Genomic DNA, 15840 nt, shown 5'->3' on the forward strand with positions numbered 1-15840 from the left:
CCATCAGTCCGGGAGCCGAAAGAGCTTGGAAAGCACCCTCTGACCTGCCTGATCCGCTGTCGACAGCTATGGCAAAGCAATCCTTGACCCAGAAAATTCCAGGATTGGCGACCGCGAACGAGATCTACTCCCGTCTTGACCGCAGGGCCGTCCAAGCATTGGCCGAAGCATCTCAAAAGATGCGCATCGATTATCATCTATTCTCTCGGTTTCTATGTTTCGGTATCGGCGTTCTGATGACGGGGAAGATGGTATCCATTTCAAACTCATAAAATCAAACCCGCTATAAAATTAAAATCCTATTTAAAAATCGAAATACGGTTGTTTAAATAAATCACTTTTTATTTGTCGAAAAATGCAACCAAATATATAGTCAAGCTGCCGACCGATAAGCGGCCAAGCCACCAAAAAACTGCAACGATAGTCCTTTCTACTAACGAGGACTGCGATTGGGCGCCGATTCGGGTCGATGCTGGCGCTCGGGCGCTAATGGCGTCGGATGTGGGGACACAATGCAAAACCTCAAGACGATTCTGCTTTATTCCTCGGCCCTGTTAGCCATCGGAGGGGGCGCACACGCCGCGGATCTTCCAGTCAAAAAGGCAGTCCCTGTCGAATATGTCCGCGTCTGCACCGCCTACGGTGCGGGATTCTTCTACATTCCTGGCAGCGACACCTGTATCCGCCTCTCGGGGCGCGCACGATACGACTACCTGTATCAGGCCAGCAAGGTCCGCACGGGAAGCGGTGGCGACGTGTCGGGCTATGTCGGCCTCCTCCGATTGAACCTCGATGCGCGCACGCAGACTGATTACGGCACGTTGCGCGCGTTCCTGCGCCTTGACGTCGCCTCCCGCAGCGGCCCCTTCGTTACTTCGGCCTCCCGCCAGCGCGAGGGGCAGGCCTTCCCAGGCCTTGGCGCGGACGCCTTCGGCCGGACGCAGGATTTCGTGAATGCCGACAAGGCTTTTATCCAGTTCGCCGGCCTCACTGCCGGTCGCGCATCGTCCTTCTTCGACTTCTACGCCCACGACTTCGAGTTGATCGGAGGCACCGCCGGTTCGGACAATTACAGCACCAACCTGCTCGCCTACTCGGCGGTGCTCGGCAACGGCATCACCCTGACGGCTTCGATGGAAGATCCGACCTTTCGACGCTTTCCAATCTTCGGCACCGGCGCTGCCGCTGGGGCCTTCACGGCGGCGGGCGGATTTGCAGGCTATAGCAACGCCTTCAACCCCTTTACGCCGTCCACGTTCCTCGCCCCGATCATCGTAGGGCCGGGCACCGTCGCCTTCGTGGACGTGACGCAGAAGAGCCGCCTTCCTGACTTCGTCGGCGTCGCTCGAATCGATCAGCCCTGGGGGTCGGCGCAGTTGTCGGCAGCCGTGCACGAGATCAACGCCGGCGACGCCGCCAGCACGGTCGCGGGTGTCGCGACCGCCACGGCAGGGCTCGGCATCGCTCCGACGGGCCGCGCATCCAGCGACTACGGGTTTGCGGTGCAAGGCGCCGTGAAGGTCAATCTGCCCTTCATCGCCCCGGGGGACACCTTCTACCTTCAAGGCGCCTATGGCCAGGGCGCCATGAGCTACACAGGCATCTCCAACTACACGGCGCCGTACGATGCCCTCGCTGCCGCCCCGGTGAGTGGAGGATCGTTCCTGCAATACTACTCCGATGCTGTATTGAACCCATCGACGGGCAAGCTAGAACTCTCTACTTCGTTCTCAACCGTCGCCTCGTTGCTGCATTACTGGTCGCCAACTTGGCGCTCGGCAGTTTTCGGTAGCTACGCGCAGATCGACTACAACACGCGGGGCCGCAACGCACTCGGCGCCCTCGGTTTCGGTTTCGCGCCAAGCGGAGCTAATGCGGCAAATGCGTTAGCCTTCGCCACGAGCCCCGTCCTGCGCGGCAACAACCAGATCGTCACGGGCGCCAGCCTAATCTGGACCCCGGTAAAGGACCTAGATATCGGCGTCGAGGGCGAATACATTCGAACCGCCCTTAACAGCGGCGTGACCCCCGACATCTCCAAGAGCTCCCTGCGCTACATCAGTTCGCAGGATGCGGCCCAGGTCCGTTTCCGTATTCAGCGCGATTTCTGAGCCTGTTCCGCCAACGCTGATACCGGCTGGGCGGGTAAAAGAGCCGCACAACTATCAACCAGGGTGTTTTCCTAGATCCGTGGAGAACGGAAGGATTTCTGGTTTCTCTTCCCCTTCGCAGGATCGACAAAGCCCGGCCAACTGGCCGGGCTTTGTTGTTTCCAAATCGATAAATCGGTATTAAATGATAAAATTTATTTTCATTGTTTGATACTGCGGTTTTGCTACAAATACCATAGTTCTTCGGCGATTCAGTGCACAGCCGGCAGAACAGGCGCTTAGTTTCAGAGCCGACAGGTCCAGGTACCGGGGCCGATCGACACTGAACAAAAGCTTCAGACCCTAAGACTCAGCCGACCGGGCAACCGGTCGGCTTTTTCTTTGGCACTAAAATGGAATTAAAGTTTCGTTTCAAATTAAAATCCGGAGTTCAAGTCGAAAATTTTATTACTTGATAAAACGTTGAATTTATACAGCGTCGGATACACTATGATGGCATGTCGCCAGCGAGCGACGCCATCGATACGAGAATTGACCATGAAAACGTTCGTTCTGGCCTGCTCTCTTGGTGCCATCCTGATGTCCGGCGCTGCTTCTGCGGCGGACACGCAGCAGCCCATCGACCCGAAACTCGTCATCCGCACCAGCGGCGATGGCCTCGACGCCGACGCCTACGCACAGGGCAACGACCGTTCCGGCGGCATGTGGCGGAACGCAGAAGGAGCGAGCGGCTCGCTCGCAGCGCAGCGCCCGGTCATCGTCGGATCGATCCCCACGGACCGCCAATGGAGCCACCTGCGGTCGCGCCAGCGCCGGGCCTACGGCGACGCTTACTGAAACCACGAGGCTCGGCTCCTTCACCCGCGTAGAACATTTCCCGTCATCCTCGGATCACGGGAAATGCTCTACCCTTCGTGATGCCGCATTGTCGTTCGTCGAATCGGCGATCGCTCGATGGAGGATGCTTCAAGCGATTGGGGTCGCGACGAGAGCGAGGGATCCTGCCGCCGTTACGGCCGGCTTCCACACCAAGGTGGCGCGGGTGCCGCCTGCATCGCTCGCGATGTCGAACGCGGCGCTGTGCAGCCGGGCGATGGAATCGACGAGGCTGAGCCCGATGCCGAAGCCGCTCTTGCCCGTCTTCAACGCCCCGCGCCGGTACCTCTCCCGCACCGCGCCGAGTTCGTCGACCGGGATGCCGCAGCCCGTATCGTCGATGCGGATACCTGGAGGATCGCGCATCAGCGCCACCTTCACCTCGCCACCGGCGGGTGTGAACTTCAGGGCGTTGTCGATCAGGTTGCTCACCGCTTCGAAGATCAGGCTTCGGTCGCCCTCCACGGAACAGGGTTCCTCGGGCCGCTCCCAGCGGAGCTCGATATCCCGTTCCAGGGCCAGAGGCTCGTAGTATTCGACCGCATCCTCCAGCAGGCGGGCGAGGTCGAGCTCCGTGAAGCCCGAGCGGCGCATGCGGTCTTCCATCTCCGAAATACGCAGCAGCGCGGAGAAGCGGATGACGATGTCCTTTATCTCCGCCAGGACATCCTCGTTGCAGATGCGGAACGCCTCGACGCTGTCGGCCTTGCGGAGCGACCGCTCCAAGATGCCCACCACTCGCGTCAACGGGGTCCGCAGGTCGTGCGCGATGTTCTCATTGACGCCCTTGATCTCCAACATCAGCCGCTCGAGCTGATCGAGCATGTCGTTCACGACGCCGGTCAGGTGCGCGAGGTCGGCAGAGACGCCCCGCGTCGGTAGGCGTTCGCTGAGGTCGCCCCGCATGATGCGCTCGACGGCTTTGGTGATGGCGTCGTTCTGGCGAAGCGATCCGGCGCCGAAGATCACTGCTCCGACGAAGCCGATGACGATGGTGGCGGCCATGCCCCAGACGAAGGTTTCGACGAGGGCCTTCTCGAGGGCTTCCAGATCCTTGGCCGAGCGACTCACGAGGACGTATTCGCCGCTCTGAAGGCGGCTCAACTGACTGAACAGGGTGCGCGACCCGTGCTCCGCCGGCTGCGTCAGGATGAACGGGCGGCCGACCGGGGCCGTTTCAGGAAACGGGATCTGTGCCCCTGCGCGGTGAGCGTGGTCGGGTCCGAACAGCACGAGGGGGCGCCCGCCTTCGGCGAAATCCTCCGAGGCATCGATACGCTCGCGCAGGGCGTGGGGCGCGAGACTCAGGAGATGCTTCGACTCCCACCCAACCCACTCGAACGCGGCCTTGCGGCCGTAGCTGCGGGTGTCAAGATAGAGGAAGCCCGAGAGTGCGAGGGAGGCAGTTCCGAACGTCGCGAAGAACAGGCACGCCACCCGGAACCCGCTGGTGCGGCGGACCTCAAGCAGACGCACGGAGGATGAAGCCGGTGTTGCGCACCGTATGGATGCGCGGGTTCAGCCCATCGGGGTCGAGCTTCTTGCGGATCTTACCGACATGGACGTCGATGACGCTCGACTGGTGATTGAAGCTGTAGCCCCAAACTGACTCGAAGATCATTTTGCGGCTCACCAGCACGCCCGCGTTCTGCATCAAGAACTCGATGATCGCGAACTCTTTCGGTAGAAGCTCAATCTCCCGACCTGCGCAGTGGAGAACACGCTCGATCAAGTCGAGTTGTAGGTCGCCGACAACGAGTTCGCTCACCGCCTCGGCGGCCATTTTGCGCCGGGCAAGGGCATCGACCCGCGCGGTCAGCTCGATGAACTCGAAGGGCTTGGCGAGGTAGTCGTCGCCCCCGGCGCGCAGCCCGTCCACGCGCTCGTTGACGGCCGAGAGGGCGCTCAGGATCAGGACCGGAGTCGAGACCTTGGCGGCGCGCAGCTTGGTAAGCAGGGCGAGGCCGTCGATCTCCGGCAGCATCCGGTCGAGAACGATGACATCGAAGTCACCATCCATCGCCTTACGTAGACCGATCGATCCGTTCTCGGCCTCATCGACCCGAAATCCGTATTCCGTCAGTGCCGATCCGATTTCGGCCGCGACACGTTTATCATCCTCCACCACGAGAACGTTGGCCATCCTTTTATCCTTTTTATTATGGATACGCTGAGCCTGTCTCAGGCTCGGCGCTTCGGCTGGGCCGCTGGATTTATGCTCTTCGCGGTCGGTGTCAAATGGCGTGCCATCGGGGTGCGGGGCGTGCGTCATATCGTCGGCAAAGCTTATCGCATAGGTGCTGTTGTCGGCCATTTCGTCACTCCGCGCTCGCCTGCACGGAGAGCTTGGCAGCGGGTTCCCCTGAAGAAACGCCGCCCTTCGGGACGATGCGGCTGCCGTCGCGCAGGTCGGCGGGGGGGTTGAGGACGACGGTGTCGCCGCCTTTCAAGCCGGAACGCAGCTCAAGGGTCGTGCCGAGATCACGCGCGATCGTGATCGGATGAAGCTTCACCGTATCGTCGGGCTGGACCACGGCGACCTGGGTTCCAGCGGCATCGAAGATCAGTGCCTCGGAGGGGATCTGCAGGCCGGGATGGGCGCGGGGCACGGCGAAGGTCACGTTCACATAAAGCCCCGGCCGCAGCGCCCCGTCCGGGTTCGCGACGTCGACCTCGGTGTCGAGGGTCCGCACCGACGAGCGCAGGGCTACGGAGCTGCGCGAGACCGTGCCCTCGAAACTCCGCTCCGGCATCTGAGCTACCTGAACCGTCGCTCGGACACCGTCGCGTATGTGGACCGCCGCCGATTGCGGCACCTGGACGGACACGCGCAGCACGTCCGTGCTTTCGATCGAGAAGAGTGACGCGCCGCTTCCGAGATCGGCATGGACGAGGTCGCCGACGTCGACCATGCGCGCCACGACGATGCCGTCGAAGGGCGCGGTCACGTTCTCGAAGGTGGTGAGCGTCCGCAGCCGGTCGACGGTCGCCTGTTGGGCGGTGATGTTCGCCTCGGCCACCTTCACCTTCGCGTCGGCGGCGGTGAGGGCGGCGGTGGCGGTGAGCATCTGCGCCCGGGTCTGGTCGGCAGTCTGCTTCGAGGCCCAGCCCTGGCCGGCGAGCGTCGACGTCCGGGCGTCGGTGGCGTTGGCGAGGGTGACGTTGGCCTTGGCCTGCTCCACGTCGGCATGGGCGACGTGGAGCTGGGCCTCAAGCTGGCCGAGCTGTGCCTCGGCCTGGTTTTTCTGCTGGTCGAGGTCGGGGGCGGCGATGCGCACGAGGAGGTCGCCCTTCTTCACCCGGGAGCCGATATCGACCCGGCGTTCGGCGATGTAGCCGGTGGCGCGGGCAAAGATGTCGGCGTGGTCGAAAGCCTCGGTCTGTCCCGGCAGGGTCAGCCTCATCGGCTCGTCGTCCTCGGCGGCCGGCACGGTGCGGACGGTCGGTACGAAGCTGATGACGTCCTCCTGCGTCTCCAACGACGTGCGGTAGGTCTGCCAATGGTGCCAGCCGCCCAGGCCGAGGGCGCTGCCGAGCGCCAGAAGCGCGATCAGAAACGGGCGCTTGCGCGGCGGGGGAAGGTGCGCGTGGGCGAGCGTTTCGCCCTCCGTATCCCGCCGCAGGGGATCGATCTCGACCGCATGGGCATGCGCCCGCTCCACGGCGTCGTTCCCGGCGGCGTCGGATTCGATGAACGGGCTCATCAATAGTCCTCAAGGGGCTTGATCGGGTTGCGGCGGAGAAGCGTGTAGAGGAGCGGTACGAAGAGCAGCGTCGAGAGCGTGCCCATGCCGATGCCGCCCATGACGGCGCGAGCCAGCGCCGCGTTCTGTTCCGAGCCCTCGCCCGAGCCGATCGCCATCGGGATCAGGCCGAGGAACATGGCCGAGGCGGTCATCAGCACCGGCCGCAGCCGGGTGTTGCCGGCCATCAGCGCGGCCTCGGGGGCCGAGCAGCCCGTGGCCTCCCGGTGCTCCTTGGCGAAGGTAACGAGCAGGATCGAGTTCGCGCTCGCCACGCCCACCGACATGATCGCCCCGAACAGGGCCGGGATGGAGAAGGTCGTGCCGGTGAGGAACAGGCTCATCACGATGCCGCAGAAGGCGAGCGGCAGCGCAGCGATGACCACGAAGGGATCGACCCAGGTCTGGTAATTGAGGACGAGCAGCAGGTAGACCGCCACCAACGCGATCCCGAGCCCGACCTCGATATGGGCGAAGGCGCCTTCCATGCTCTCGATCTGGCCACGCACATGGATCTTGTCGGGGGCGGGCAAGGTCGCCTGCTCCTCCGCGACGATCTTTTCGACCGCGTTGCGCACGCTTCCGAGGTCGGCATCCTGCACATTGGCGAGGATGTCGAAGGTCGGCTGTGTGTTGACGTGGTTGATGACCGTCTGCTCCGGCTGTCGCTGCATCGTGGCGATGTTCGAGAGCAGGATCGGGATGCCCGGCTGGCCGTCTCCGGTGCCGTGGACCGAGACTGGCGTATTCATCAGCTGAGCGATGTCGTCGTTGCGCCATTCCGGCGTCTGCACCCACAGCTGGTAGGGCGTGCCGGATTTCGGATCGGCCCAGAAGTTGGGGCTGACCTGAAAGGAGCCGGAGAGGGAGACGTTGAGGTTCTGGGCGATGGTCTGCTCGCTCACCCCCATCTCCGAGGCGAGCCGGCGATCGACGTTCACGTACATCTGCGGCGCATCGACGATCTGGTGGAGGTGGACGTCCACCGCGCCCCGCACCGCCGCGACCCGGCGTACGAGCGCGCGTGCGACGGCGAGGTCCTTGGCGTCGTGCCGGCCGGAGACCTGCACGTCGATCTGCGCCACGGTGCCGAAGTTCAGAATCTGCGTGATGATGTCGGCGGGTTGGAAATAGAAGACATCCGAAGGAAACGCCCGACGCAGCACCTTCCGCAAACGCCGCTCGTAGAACGAGATTGGCTTGTGCTCACCCTTGAGATTGATGAGCATCTGTCCGTCGTTATAGGCGACGAAGGATGCGTCCATGAACGCGTAATTGTAGTTCGACGCCGGCAGGCCGATATTGTCGAGCATGAGGCCTAGCTCGTCCTTCGGGACGACCTGCCGGACGATGTCCTCCACCTGCGCGAAAGTCTTCTCCGCCTCCTCAATTCGCATTCCCGGCCGGGTGCGGATGTGCAGCGTCATCTGGCTCGACTCGATCTGCGGAAAGTAGTCCTGCCCGATGAAGGGAAAGAGCCCCGCCGTCACGGCGAAGACACAGGCTGCCCCGGCAAGCGCCCGCTTCGGATGGCGGATTACCGCACCGAGCAACCCGACATAGCCAGCGTGGAATCGTGCGAAGCCGCGCTCGAAGGCCTCGCGGAATGCCAAGGCGACACGCAGTGGAAAGCGCAGCAGCCACGCAAGCGGCGCCAGGAGGCGCGACAGGAGCGAGCGGCGGCGCGGGCCGACTTCCAGCGCAGGAGTCGCCCCACCATGATGTCTTGCATATTCCGGCGCGACGAGGACGTCGATCAGGATCGCCACAAGGGTGCGTGAGAGCAGGTAGGAGGTGAGCATCGCGAAGACGACCGCCTCGGCCTGTGGCACGAACAGGTAGCGGGGGGCGCCCGTCAGGAAGAACACCGCCGAGAAGGCCGAGCAGATAGCCAGTGTCGAGATCAGCGCCGGCTTGGCGATACCCGCCACGCCTTCCAGCACCGAGCGGCGGAAGGGATAGCCCTCCTCGAACATCCGGTAAGTGTTCTCGATGGCCACCGTGGCGTCATCCACGAGGATGCCGACGGCCAACGCGAGGCCGCCGAGCGTCATGACGTTGATGGTCTGGCCGAGCGCCACCAGCACCGACAGAGAGGTGAGAATGCAGAGCGGGATCGAGACGAGGACCACGAGTGTCGATCGCCACGAGCCCAGGAACAGGAGGATGGCGAGTCCCGTGAGCCCAGCGGCGATCACCGCCTCGCGTACGACATCGCCGATGGCGTCGGAAACGAAGACCGATTGATCGAAGAGCGGCGTGATCGACAGGCCCTTGGGCGAGGCCGCGCGGATGTCCGGCAGGGCCGCCTTCACGGCGTTGACTACGTCCAGCGTCGAGGCCGAGCCGTTCTTCAGCACCTGCAACAGCACGGAATGCTCGCCATCGGCGCGGACGATGTTGGTCTGCGGCGGCGAGCCGTCGCGGACATGGGCGACGTCGCGCAGGAGCACCGGCTGGTCGTTCACGACCTTGATCGGGATGCGGTTAAGCTGATCGACGAGCTGGGGGCTCGAATTGAGCCGCACGGTGTATTGCTGGCGACCGATCTTCGCGAGGCCCGAGGGGACGACGAGGTTCTGCTTGAGGACCGCGTTGGTGACGTCGAGCGGCGTCATGCCCACGGCGCGGAGCTCGGCGAGGTCAAGATCGACCATCACCTGGCGCGGGGCGCCGCCATAGGGCGACGGCAAGGTCGAGCCCGGCACCTGGGCGAGGCGCTGGCGGGTGCGGTACTGGGCGTAATCGAACACTTTGGTCAGCGGCAGCGTGCCCGAGGAAAGCGCAAGCTGGATCACCGGCACTGAGGAGGCCGAGAAGCGCATGATCACCGGCGGCTGCACGCCCGGCGGCATGCGCGAGCGGATGGCGTTCATGGCGGAATCGACCTGCGTCATGGCGAGGTCGATGCTTACGGCGGAATCGAAATAGATCCGCTCGGTCACGGTACCCTGGATGGACGTCGACTCGATTCGCTTGATGTTGTTCACGTTGCTAGACAGCGAGAACTCGCTGTAGTTCGTGATGCGCTGAACCATGTCGGTGGCGTCGAGACCGCTATAGGTCCACACCACGACAACGACGGGAATGTCGACCGAGGGCAGCACGTCCTTCGGCGCTACGGCGATTGCGCCGACGCCGCCCAACGCCATCAAAATCGCCAAAACGTAGAAGCTCTTGCGGAATTTCAGGGCGAACCGAACAAGATTCATCGATAAATCGGGCTTCCCGGCACAACCCACCATGCGGCCAGCGCCTGAAGCGCGCTCGGACGAACAGAGGAAAGGCGCTACTTGGAGGTCTTCGAGCGAAGCGAAGTAAGTACACCGCTAGATAGAGCCGGATGACAGGTCTTACGAATGAATTCGCGATTGATTTTTTAAAAATATTTTGAAACAGAAAATCGCCACACAGCCTTTAAAAGGTGGGGAGCAACTAGCCCGTGAGGCGAAGGGACGGATAAAGCGCAAAAGAGCCAAATATTTAATTAATAAATTAAAATTAAAAGCGAGTATTTTACTTTAGCGATCAAATGTTTATTCGATTGCCTGATCAGGGTTTGTTAGCCACCGTTCTCCGTCGCCGCCGGCTTGGCAGGCTTGCGCGTTCGGAGTTCCCGATGTCGAGACAGCCCATCCGCGTCCTCGCGGCTCTGGCGATCCTTTCGCAATGGGCCACTTCTGCTCTGGCCCGGAACGAACAGCCAGCGGGCGGTGCCTTCATGAGCAGTTACACGAGCGATCCATATTTCGATCCGCGCTCCCGCTATTCGCAGGAACATTCCCTGGGCGACATTGGCGGTCAGCCGATGCTGACGGAGCCCAACGGCGAGAGGCCCCCCTGCGCCCTGTTCGATCAGGCCTGCGAGCAGGCCTTCGAACGGAACCGGCGGCACGCCTATCCTTGAAGACTAGTAGCCCGTCTGAGTAACGGGTTTGCGAATTGAGATTGGGGTTGAGATCAGGGCGATCCAGCCTGTGTCATGCTCAGCGCCCGACCTCGGCCAGCTTGAGGAGGTTGTGGGCGGTGCAGATCATCGCCCATTCGCCCTGGACTTGATCGAGGCCCCGGAGCAAGAACTGCCGGAAGCCTCTGGCCTGCTTGATCTGCCCAAACACCGGCTCCACGACCTGCTTCCTCAGGCGGTAGCGGCTCCGGCGGCCAGCCTGCTTCAGCCGCGCGGCCATCGCACGCATCAGGGGCGTCTTTGTCAGCGTCCGACGACCGGCCGCATCCGCCTCGCCGTGACGCGCCCGTCCCGGAGCCAGATAGGCGGTGATCCGCCGCTGCTTCAGCGCGGCCAGGTTCGCCTCGTTGGCAAAGCCTGCATCGCCCGAGACCTCGCACGGCTTACGCCCGAGATGAGCGCGGACGTCGTCGATGAGCGGCACGAGGGCGCGGGCGTCGGCGGCGTTCGTCACGAGGCGATGCGCCACGATGATCTGATGCGCGGCATCGACGGCGATCTGCCCGTTGTAGCCCTGCACGAACCCGTCGCGCGTGGGCAGGATGCGGCTGTCCGGGTCTGTGAAGTTGCGCTGCGCCCGATCTGGCGGACCGCCGTCCTCACCACGTAGGGGTCGACCCTGCCAGCGCATGCCCGAGGACGCACCCGGCCCGCTCTCGTCCTCCGGGGTGGGCGGATCGACCGCTTCCGCTTCCAACGCGGCCTTCGCGGCGCGGATCGTCTCCAGCCGTCGCTGCTTGTCGGCCATCCAGTCCGGTGTCTCGTCGCCCCGTCGGTTCGCGCCCTGCACCGCATCCTCGGCCGCGTCCGCCTCGCGCGCCTGCTCCAGCCAGGCGTCGACCTCGGCGGCCAGCGCCGGCTCGGCCGTCTTCATGCGTCCGTAGCTCATCGCCTTGTGGCGAGAGGCGTTGGCCTTCACCTTGGTCCCGTCCACCGCCACGTGGGCGAACTGCACCAGACCAGCCGCGCGGCACAGGCGCAGCACCTGCACGAACAGGTCCGACAGGGCCACGAGGTGGCGCTTGCGGAAGTCGGCGATGGTGCGGAAGTCTGGCCGGTTCAGGCCGGTCACCGCCATGACGTTGACCCGTTCCTCGCGGGCCCGAGCGAGTTGACGCGACGAGTACAGGCCGCGGCTGTAGCCGTAGAGCAGCAGTGCCACCATCATCCCCGGATGGTAGGGTGGGTAGCCTCGCTCCTCGGTGTAGGTGTCGAGGATGGCCGAGAGGTCGAGCGCTTCCCGCACCGTGTCGCGAACGAAGTGCGCCATGTGCCCGGGCGGCACGAACTCGTGCAGCGAGGGCGGCAGCAACCAGCCCTGATCCACATTCCAGGATCGAAACACCTTGGACATGAGCCGAGTGAATCACCCTCTGGCCTCGCCGTCGAGAGCATTACTCGGACGGGCTCTTATGAGGGGACGGTCATCGGCATCCAGGCCCTTCGAAGTCTCTCCCAGCGCTCAATGGGTATGAGCCCCTACGCTCACGCGCATCCCCATCTTGCCGGCGAGGTCAGCCCTCATGGATCGAGGAGACTGGTAGAACGGATCTACCTCCGGAGGCCCTGGGAGTAACTCAGCTGGACTTTGGCCAATCAAGCTACTTAGCAGAGGGCTTAGGCCTAAGGTGGCGACAGACTGTGGATCGGCGTCCAAGCTGTCCCCACGCTCCATTGCCATCCTACATGCTGCAATTTTTTAAGAATTAATCATGCAGCGGGTACCTATTGGGCACCAATCAGTGCAGAGACGGAACCCAAATCGGTCAAATAAATACTGACTGACGCAAATACTTAGCTGCGAATGACGGGTGGGTCCGCCTTGCGCACCGATCTACACCTATGGCGAGCTCATGCGCCGCTTCAAGGCCTCGAACTCGATGCGCCGCCGCAGGATGTCGGCCAAGCCTTCGATGACGGCCTCGCGATCGCCATCCAGGATCTCGCAGAGGTCCGCGATGGCCGCGACCAGAGGCTGGAGGTCCCCGAGATCAGGTTCGTCGGGAGGCAGCGAGAACATCACGCAACTCCTCGGTTTAGGGCCGGAACAGGCATGCGCTCGGTTTGCGCAGAAGCGGCGTGGATCGGCATGATCCGGTCAACGTCCACGACGGAGAGGTATCCGGCTTCCGCAAGCTCCGAGGCGATAGCCCGCAGTTCTATTGCTCGTGCCTCCAGCACAGCGCGGGATCGATCGCGAGCTCGTCGTAGGCGATCGGTTACCGCCTCGAGAAGGCCGTTCACGAGAAAGAGGTGGCTGTCCGAGGGCTCGACGTAGAACGGTCCGAGCCTGCCGAGCCCGAACCGAAGTTCGATGTCCCGCGCGATCGTCGTCGCCTGGGCGAGATCAGAGCCTGGGCCGGATCCACTGCCGATGCAGGCAGCGCCAAGCTCGATCTCCTCGGCAACGCCTCCAGCCAGCAGCATCGCGAGGACCGCCTCGAGCTGCGGCAGCGTCGCGGAGCCATCCATCTCGAACTGAGCTTCCCCTCCGCCATCATGAAGCGACAGGTCGACGATCGCTCCATAGCCGAGCGCCCGACCTACGATCGCATGACCTGCCTCGTGGATCGCGGTGCGCCACCGCGCCTCCGGGGCCATCGTGAGTCGCCCCTGACGAATCTCAGCCAAGACGTCGTCGAGACCGATCCGGCGCCCGGCGCGACGTGCCGAGCCCTTGGCGCGGCGCACGAACGCTTCGACATCGGCGCCCGTCTTGCCGCGAGCGGCCAGGGCGAGCGGCATTAACGATTCGTCGGCAAGTTCGTCGGCACCGAGATGATGCCGGAAGATTTTGGCGAGGCTCGTCGTGTCCGGCCGCTCGATCGCGATCTCCCGATCGAGCCGTCCTGCCCGCTTCACGGCCGGGTCGATCCTGTCGGGATGGTTGGTGGCCGCGACGACGACCACGCCCGGCCGCTCCTCGACGCCGGCGAGCAGCTCGAGGAACAGGTTCACGATCTGTGTCCAGTACTGGACGTGATCGCCGCGGATCTGTGCACGGTCGGAGATGCCATCGAGCTCGTCGATGAACAGGATGCAGGGAGCCTGGGTTCGAGCTTGCGCAAATACCCGGCGGATCGCCTGCAGGGTGCCGGAGAGGTAGTCCGATGCGCACCATTCCGCGACCGATGTCGCCACAAGCGGAATACGGGCGGACTTCGCCAGAGCGCGGGCAAAGCTGGTCTTGCCGACGCCGGGAGGGCCCGACAGCAACAGGCCCCGATTGTCGATGTCGGCCCAGGCGAGGCGACCGACACGATAGGCCTGCAGATCGGTCGCGAGTGCGAGGCCCCAATCCTTGGCCGCACCATACCCGTCGAGGTCTTCCAGCGCAGGCCCCGTCTGGAGGTAGTCGGCCTTGGCTGCCGTCACTCTGGCGAGCGCATCGATACAGGCATCGGGCGAAGCGGCTCCTCGGAATGCGATCGGCAGATCGGCGATGTCGAGGGTGCGAACAAGCTCGGGATCAATGCGCCGGGTCGGGCATCCCCCGGTGACCGCTTCGATGACGAGGTCGAGTGCGCTCTGATCGAGGCAGGGCAGCACGATCCGATGCTCTGCAGCGCGCATAAGATCACGCGGCAGCTGGCGTATCGGATCGGGGGCGCATCCGACGATAGGAACGCGCGCGTGGAGTGCCGAGGCCATCGTGAGGTTCCCGACATCCGGTCTGTGTTCTTTGTACGAGCCGTCTCGGATGAGCAGGCCAGCCTGCGTCGATTTCAGAGCGACAGCCCTGCTGCCGCTCAGGTCCATCGCTTTGACGCCCGGCCGGAAGGCGCACTTCTCGAGGACGTCTCGAACCGGCTCGACGAGATCGGGCAGGTGGGTGGTGATCACCACGACCGGCGCCTCTCGCCGCAGGCGACGAACGAGCCCGACTTCCGCCTCGATCGCCCGAGCGACGAGGACGGCTACCGCCGCGAGATCCGCGGGGATGGGCACGTGCTCAGTTTTCTTCTCGCCCTCAGTCTTGGCGAGGATCCGCTCGACCGGATCGTCGGCCTCATCGTCGTGGCCGAGACCGAACCCGACATCGCGGAGAAGTTTGAGATTTCTGCGCTCTTCCTGGGTGAGGGTTCGAAGGAAGGCGCGCGCGAGCGTGTCTGACGGCTTGGCGTCTCGATGCTGGTCGTTCAAAGTTGTCGAGGTCGGCGACATGGCATGATCTCCCACGGCCGGGCAGCGGCGCCGGCCGTCAGCGTGATGGCTGGATCGGATGCAGCGACGCGGCTGGCTCGACGGAGTCGGAGCGCTCGGCGGGCGTCGGCTTCAGGAGATCGCCTGCTTCATAGGCGATAAAAAAAAGGTAGAACGAATCAGGAACAAACCGCAAGCTCCCTTTCGAATCCTATCGGCTTGCCTGTGGATGAACTCGACGGTCCCCCGCTGGGCTGTCTCACGCCCCAACTTTGGTCAAGGCAGACTGGCAGCCTGATCCTCCCGGCCCGAGCCGATGATCGTGGTGGCTTCCAAAACGCTACACCACGCTGTGGGACACGGCCATCACTCCTCAAAGTGCGCAGCTGTTTGCAGGCAGAAACTGAACCTATAACTCAACCGAAAATCTCGTTTTGAATTATTCGTCGCTGTCACAATCATGGGAGGAAATAGAATTATGGCTCCATTGGAGCAATGAAATTGCGAAAAGAACCAAATTTTTGAGTCATACTACACTGGACGGCGGCCGCGATCACGGCCGAGCCCACCGGCACGGTGAGCACCTGCCCCTTGGCGGCCCCGGACACCGCGTTGAGCGCATAGTCCGTGACCCGCCGGACCATGCCCTCGACCACGGATTTCGACAGCACGTAGCTCAGGAGCGGCGCGAACCGGGCGATCAGGCCGGTCGCCAGGGCGACGAGGAGCGGCATCAGCACCGCCTGCGCCGTGGTGGCGAAGGCGACGACCCACTCGCCCCAGGGCAGCACGACGGCGGGGGCCGCCGCGGCGAGGGCGGGCGACGCGACGAGGCAGGTCGCGAGGCAGGCGGTAAGCGAGACACGGGCGCGCGGGCGCGCCGCAGGGAAGCGGGTCATGGTTTCAAGTCCTCTGGCTGGGGATGCGCGGCGGAGCCCGGCCGGCACGGGAACTCGGATCAGGCTCGGCCGGCGGCCGGCGTCGCGGCGAGCCAGGCGCG

The 15840-nt window shown here is 63.6% G+C and carries 12 protein-coding genes; 4 read left to right on the forward strand and 8 right to left on the reverse strand.

Annotated features, from left to right (window positions below):
• From FV222_RS30605 to FV222_RS05840, 3 genes are all read left to right on the forward strand, one after another.
• The coding region (locus tag FV222_RS30605) for a hypothetical protein (RefSeq protein WP_210248454.1) at positions 1-272 on the forward strand (272 nt) is incomplete at its 5' end.
• Between the two features lie 240 nt (positions 273-512).
• Complete coding sequence (locus FV222_RS05835; protein ID WP_147813407.1) at positions 513-2111, forward strand: porin; 1599 nt, start codon at positions 513-515, stop codon at positions 2109-2111.
• A 537-nt stretch (positions 2112-2648) separates the two neighbouring features.
• Positions 2649-2948, forward strand: coding sequence for a hypothetical protein (locus FV222_RS05840; protein WP_147813409.1), 300 nt, complete (start codon positions 2649-2651; stop codon positions 2946-2948).
• 129 nt (positions 2949-3077) lie between these two features.
• Here FV222_RS05840 and FV222_RS05845 read toward each other — a convergent pair whose 3' ends face one another.
• The 4 genes from FV222_RS05845 to FV222_RS05860 all read right to left on the reverse strand — a co-directional run bounded on the left by FV222_RS05845 (position 3078) and on the right by FV222_RS05860 (position 9942).
• The gene (locus FV222_RS05845) at positions 3078-4424 is read right to left on the reverse strand and encodes a HAMP domain-containing sensor histidine kinase (protein ID WP_246685339.1); all 1347 of its coding nucleotides are present in this window, start codon (positions 4422-4424) and stop codon (positions 3078-3080) included.
• Positions 4425-4449: 25 nt separating this feature from the next.
• Positions 4450-5130 carry a response regulator transcription factor gene (locus FV222_RS05850; RefSeq protein ID WP_147813426.1) on the reverse strand — a complete coding sequence of 227 codons (681 nt, stop codon included), beginning with the start codon at positions 5128-5130 and terminating at the stop codon, positions 4450-4452.
• A 175-nt stretch (positions 5131-5305) separates the two neighbouring features.
• Positions 5306-6691 carry an efflux RND transporter periplasmic adaptor subunit gene (locus FV222_RS05855; RefSeq protein ID WP_147813413.1) on the reverse strand — a complete coding sequence of 462 codons (1386 nt, stop codon included), beginning with the start codon at positions 6689-6691 and terminating at the stop codon, positions 5306-5308.
• Complete coding sequence (locus tag FV222_RS05860) at positions 6691-9942, reverse strand: efflux RND transporter permease subunit (protein WP_147813415.1); 3252 nt, start codon at positions 9940-9942, stop codon at positions 6691-6693. Before FV222_RS05860 ends, FV222_RS05855 begins: the two co-directional genes overlap by 1 nt.
• 407 nt (positions 9943-10349) lie before the next feature.
• Between FV222_RS05860 and FV222_RS05865 the strand changes: the two genes are divergently transcribed.
• A complete protein-coding gene (locus FV222_RS05865; protein WP_147813417.1) occupies positions 10350-10637 on the forward strand; it encodes a hypothetical protein in 288 nt (95 codons plus the stop codon).
• Positions 10638-10716: 79 nt separating this feature from the next.
• Here FV222_RS05865 and FV222_RS05870 read toward each other — a convergent pair whose 3' ends face one another.
• The 4 genes from FV222_RS05870 to FV222_RS05885 form a co-directional block, all read right to left on the reverse strand.
• Positions 10717-12051: an IS1182 family transposase gene (locus FV222_RS05870; RefSeq protein ID WP_147813419.1), complete on the reverse strand. Its 1335-nt coding sequence runs from the start codon at positions 12049-12051 to the stop codon at positions 10717-10719.
• A 486-nt stretch (positions 12052-12537) separates the two neighbouring features.
• Positions 12538-12717 carry a hypothetical protein gene (locus FV222_RS05875; protein WP_147813421.1) on the reverse strand — a complete coding sequence of 60 codons (180 nt, stop codon included), beginning with the start codon at positions 12715-12717 and terminating at the stop codon, positions 12538-12540.
• Positions 12717-14861, reverse strand: a complete 2145-nt coding sequence (locus tag FV222_RS05880) for an AAA family ATPase (RefSeq protein WP_147813422.1) — start codon at positions 14859-14861, stop codon at positions 12717-12719. The genes FV222_RS05875 and FV222_RS05880 overlap by 1 nt, the downstream gene beginning before the upstream one ends.
• Before the next feature lie 455 nt (positions 14862-15316).
• Positions 15317-15739, reverse strand: coding sequence for a hypothetical protein (locus tag FV222_RS05885; RefSeq protein ID WP_147813424.1), 423 nt, complete (start codon positions 15737-15739; stop codon positions 15317-15319).
• Between the last annotated feature and the right edge of the window lie 101 nt (positions 15740-15840).

Source organism: Methylobacterium sp. WL103, assembly GCF_008039885.1.
In the GTDB taxonomy this organism is placed as follows: Bacteria; Pseudomonadota; Alphaproteobacteria; order Rhizobiales; family Beijerinckiaceae; genus Methylobacterium; species Methylobacterium cerastii.

Excerpts from the sequence above, each read along its gene's own strand:
- FV222_RS05835 (WP_147813407.1), top strand. The coding sequence starts at position 513 with ATGCAAAACCTCAAGACGATTCTGCTTTATTCCTCGGCCCTGTTAGCC.
- FV222_RS05840 (WP_147813409.1), top strand. The coding sequence starts at position 2,649 with ATGAAAACGTTCGTTCTGGCCTGCTCTCTTGGTGCCATCCTGATGTCC.
- FV222_RS05850 (WP_147813426.1), bottom strand. The coding sequence starts at position 5,130 with ATGGCCAACGTTCTCGTGGTGGAGGATGATAAACGTGTCGCGGCCGAA.
- FV222_RS05855 (WP_147813413.1), bottom strand. The coding sequence starts at position 6,691 with ATGAGCCCGTTCATCGAATCCGACGCCGCCGGGAACGACGCCGTGGAG.
- FV222_RS05860 (WP_147813415.1), bottom strand. The coding sequence starts at position 9,942 with ATGAATCTTGTTCGGTTCGCCCTGAAATTCCGCAAGAGCTTCTACGTT.
- FV222_RS05865 (WP_147813417.1), top strand. The coding sequence starts at position 10,350 with ATGTCGAGACAGCCCATCCGCGTCCTCGCGGCTCTGGCGATCCTTTCG.
- FV222_RS05870 (WP_147813419.1), bottom strand. The coding sequence starts at position 12,051 with ATGTCCAAGGTGTTTCGATCCTGGAATGTGGATCAGGGCTGGTTGCTG.
- FV222_RS05875 (WP_147813421.1), bottom strand. The coding sequence starts at position 12,717 with ATGTTCTCGCTGCCTCCCGACGAACCTGATCTCGGGGACCTCCAGCCT.
- FV222_RS05880 (WP_147813422.1), bottom strand. The coding sequence starts at position 14,861 with ATGTCGCCGACCTCGACAACTTTGAACGACCAGCATCGAGACGCCAAG.
- FV222_RS05885 (WP_147813424.1), bottom strand. The coding sequence starts at position 15,739 with ATGACCCGCTTCCCTGCGGCGCGCCCGCGCGCCCGTGTCTCGCTTACC.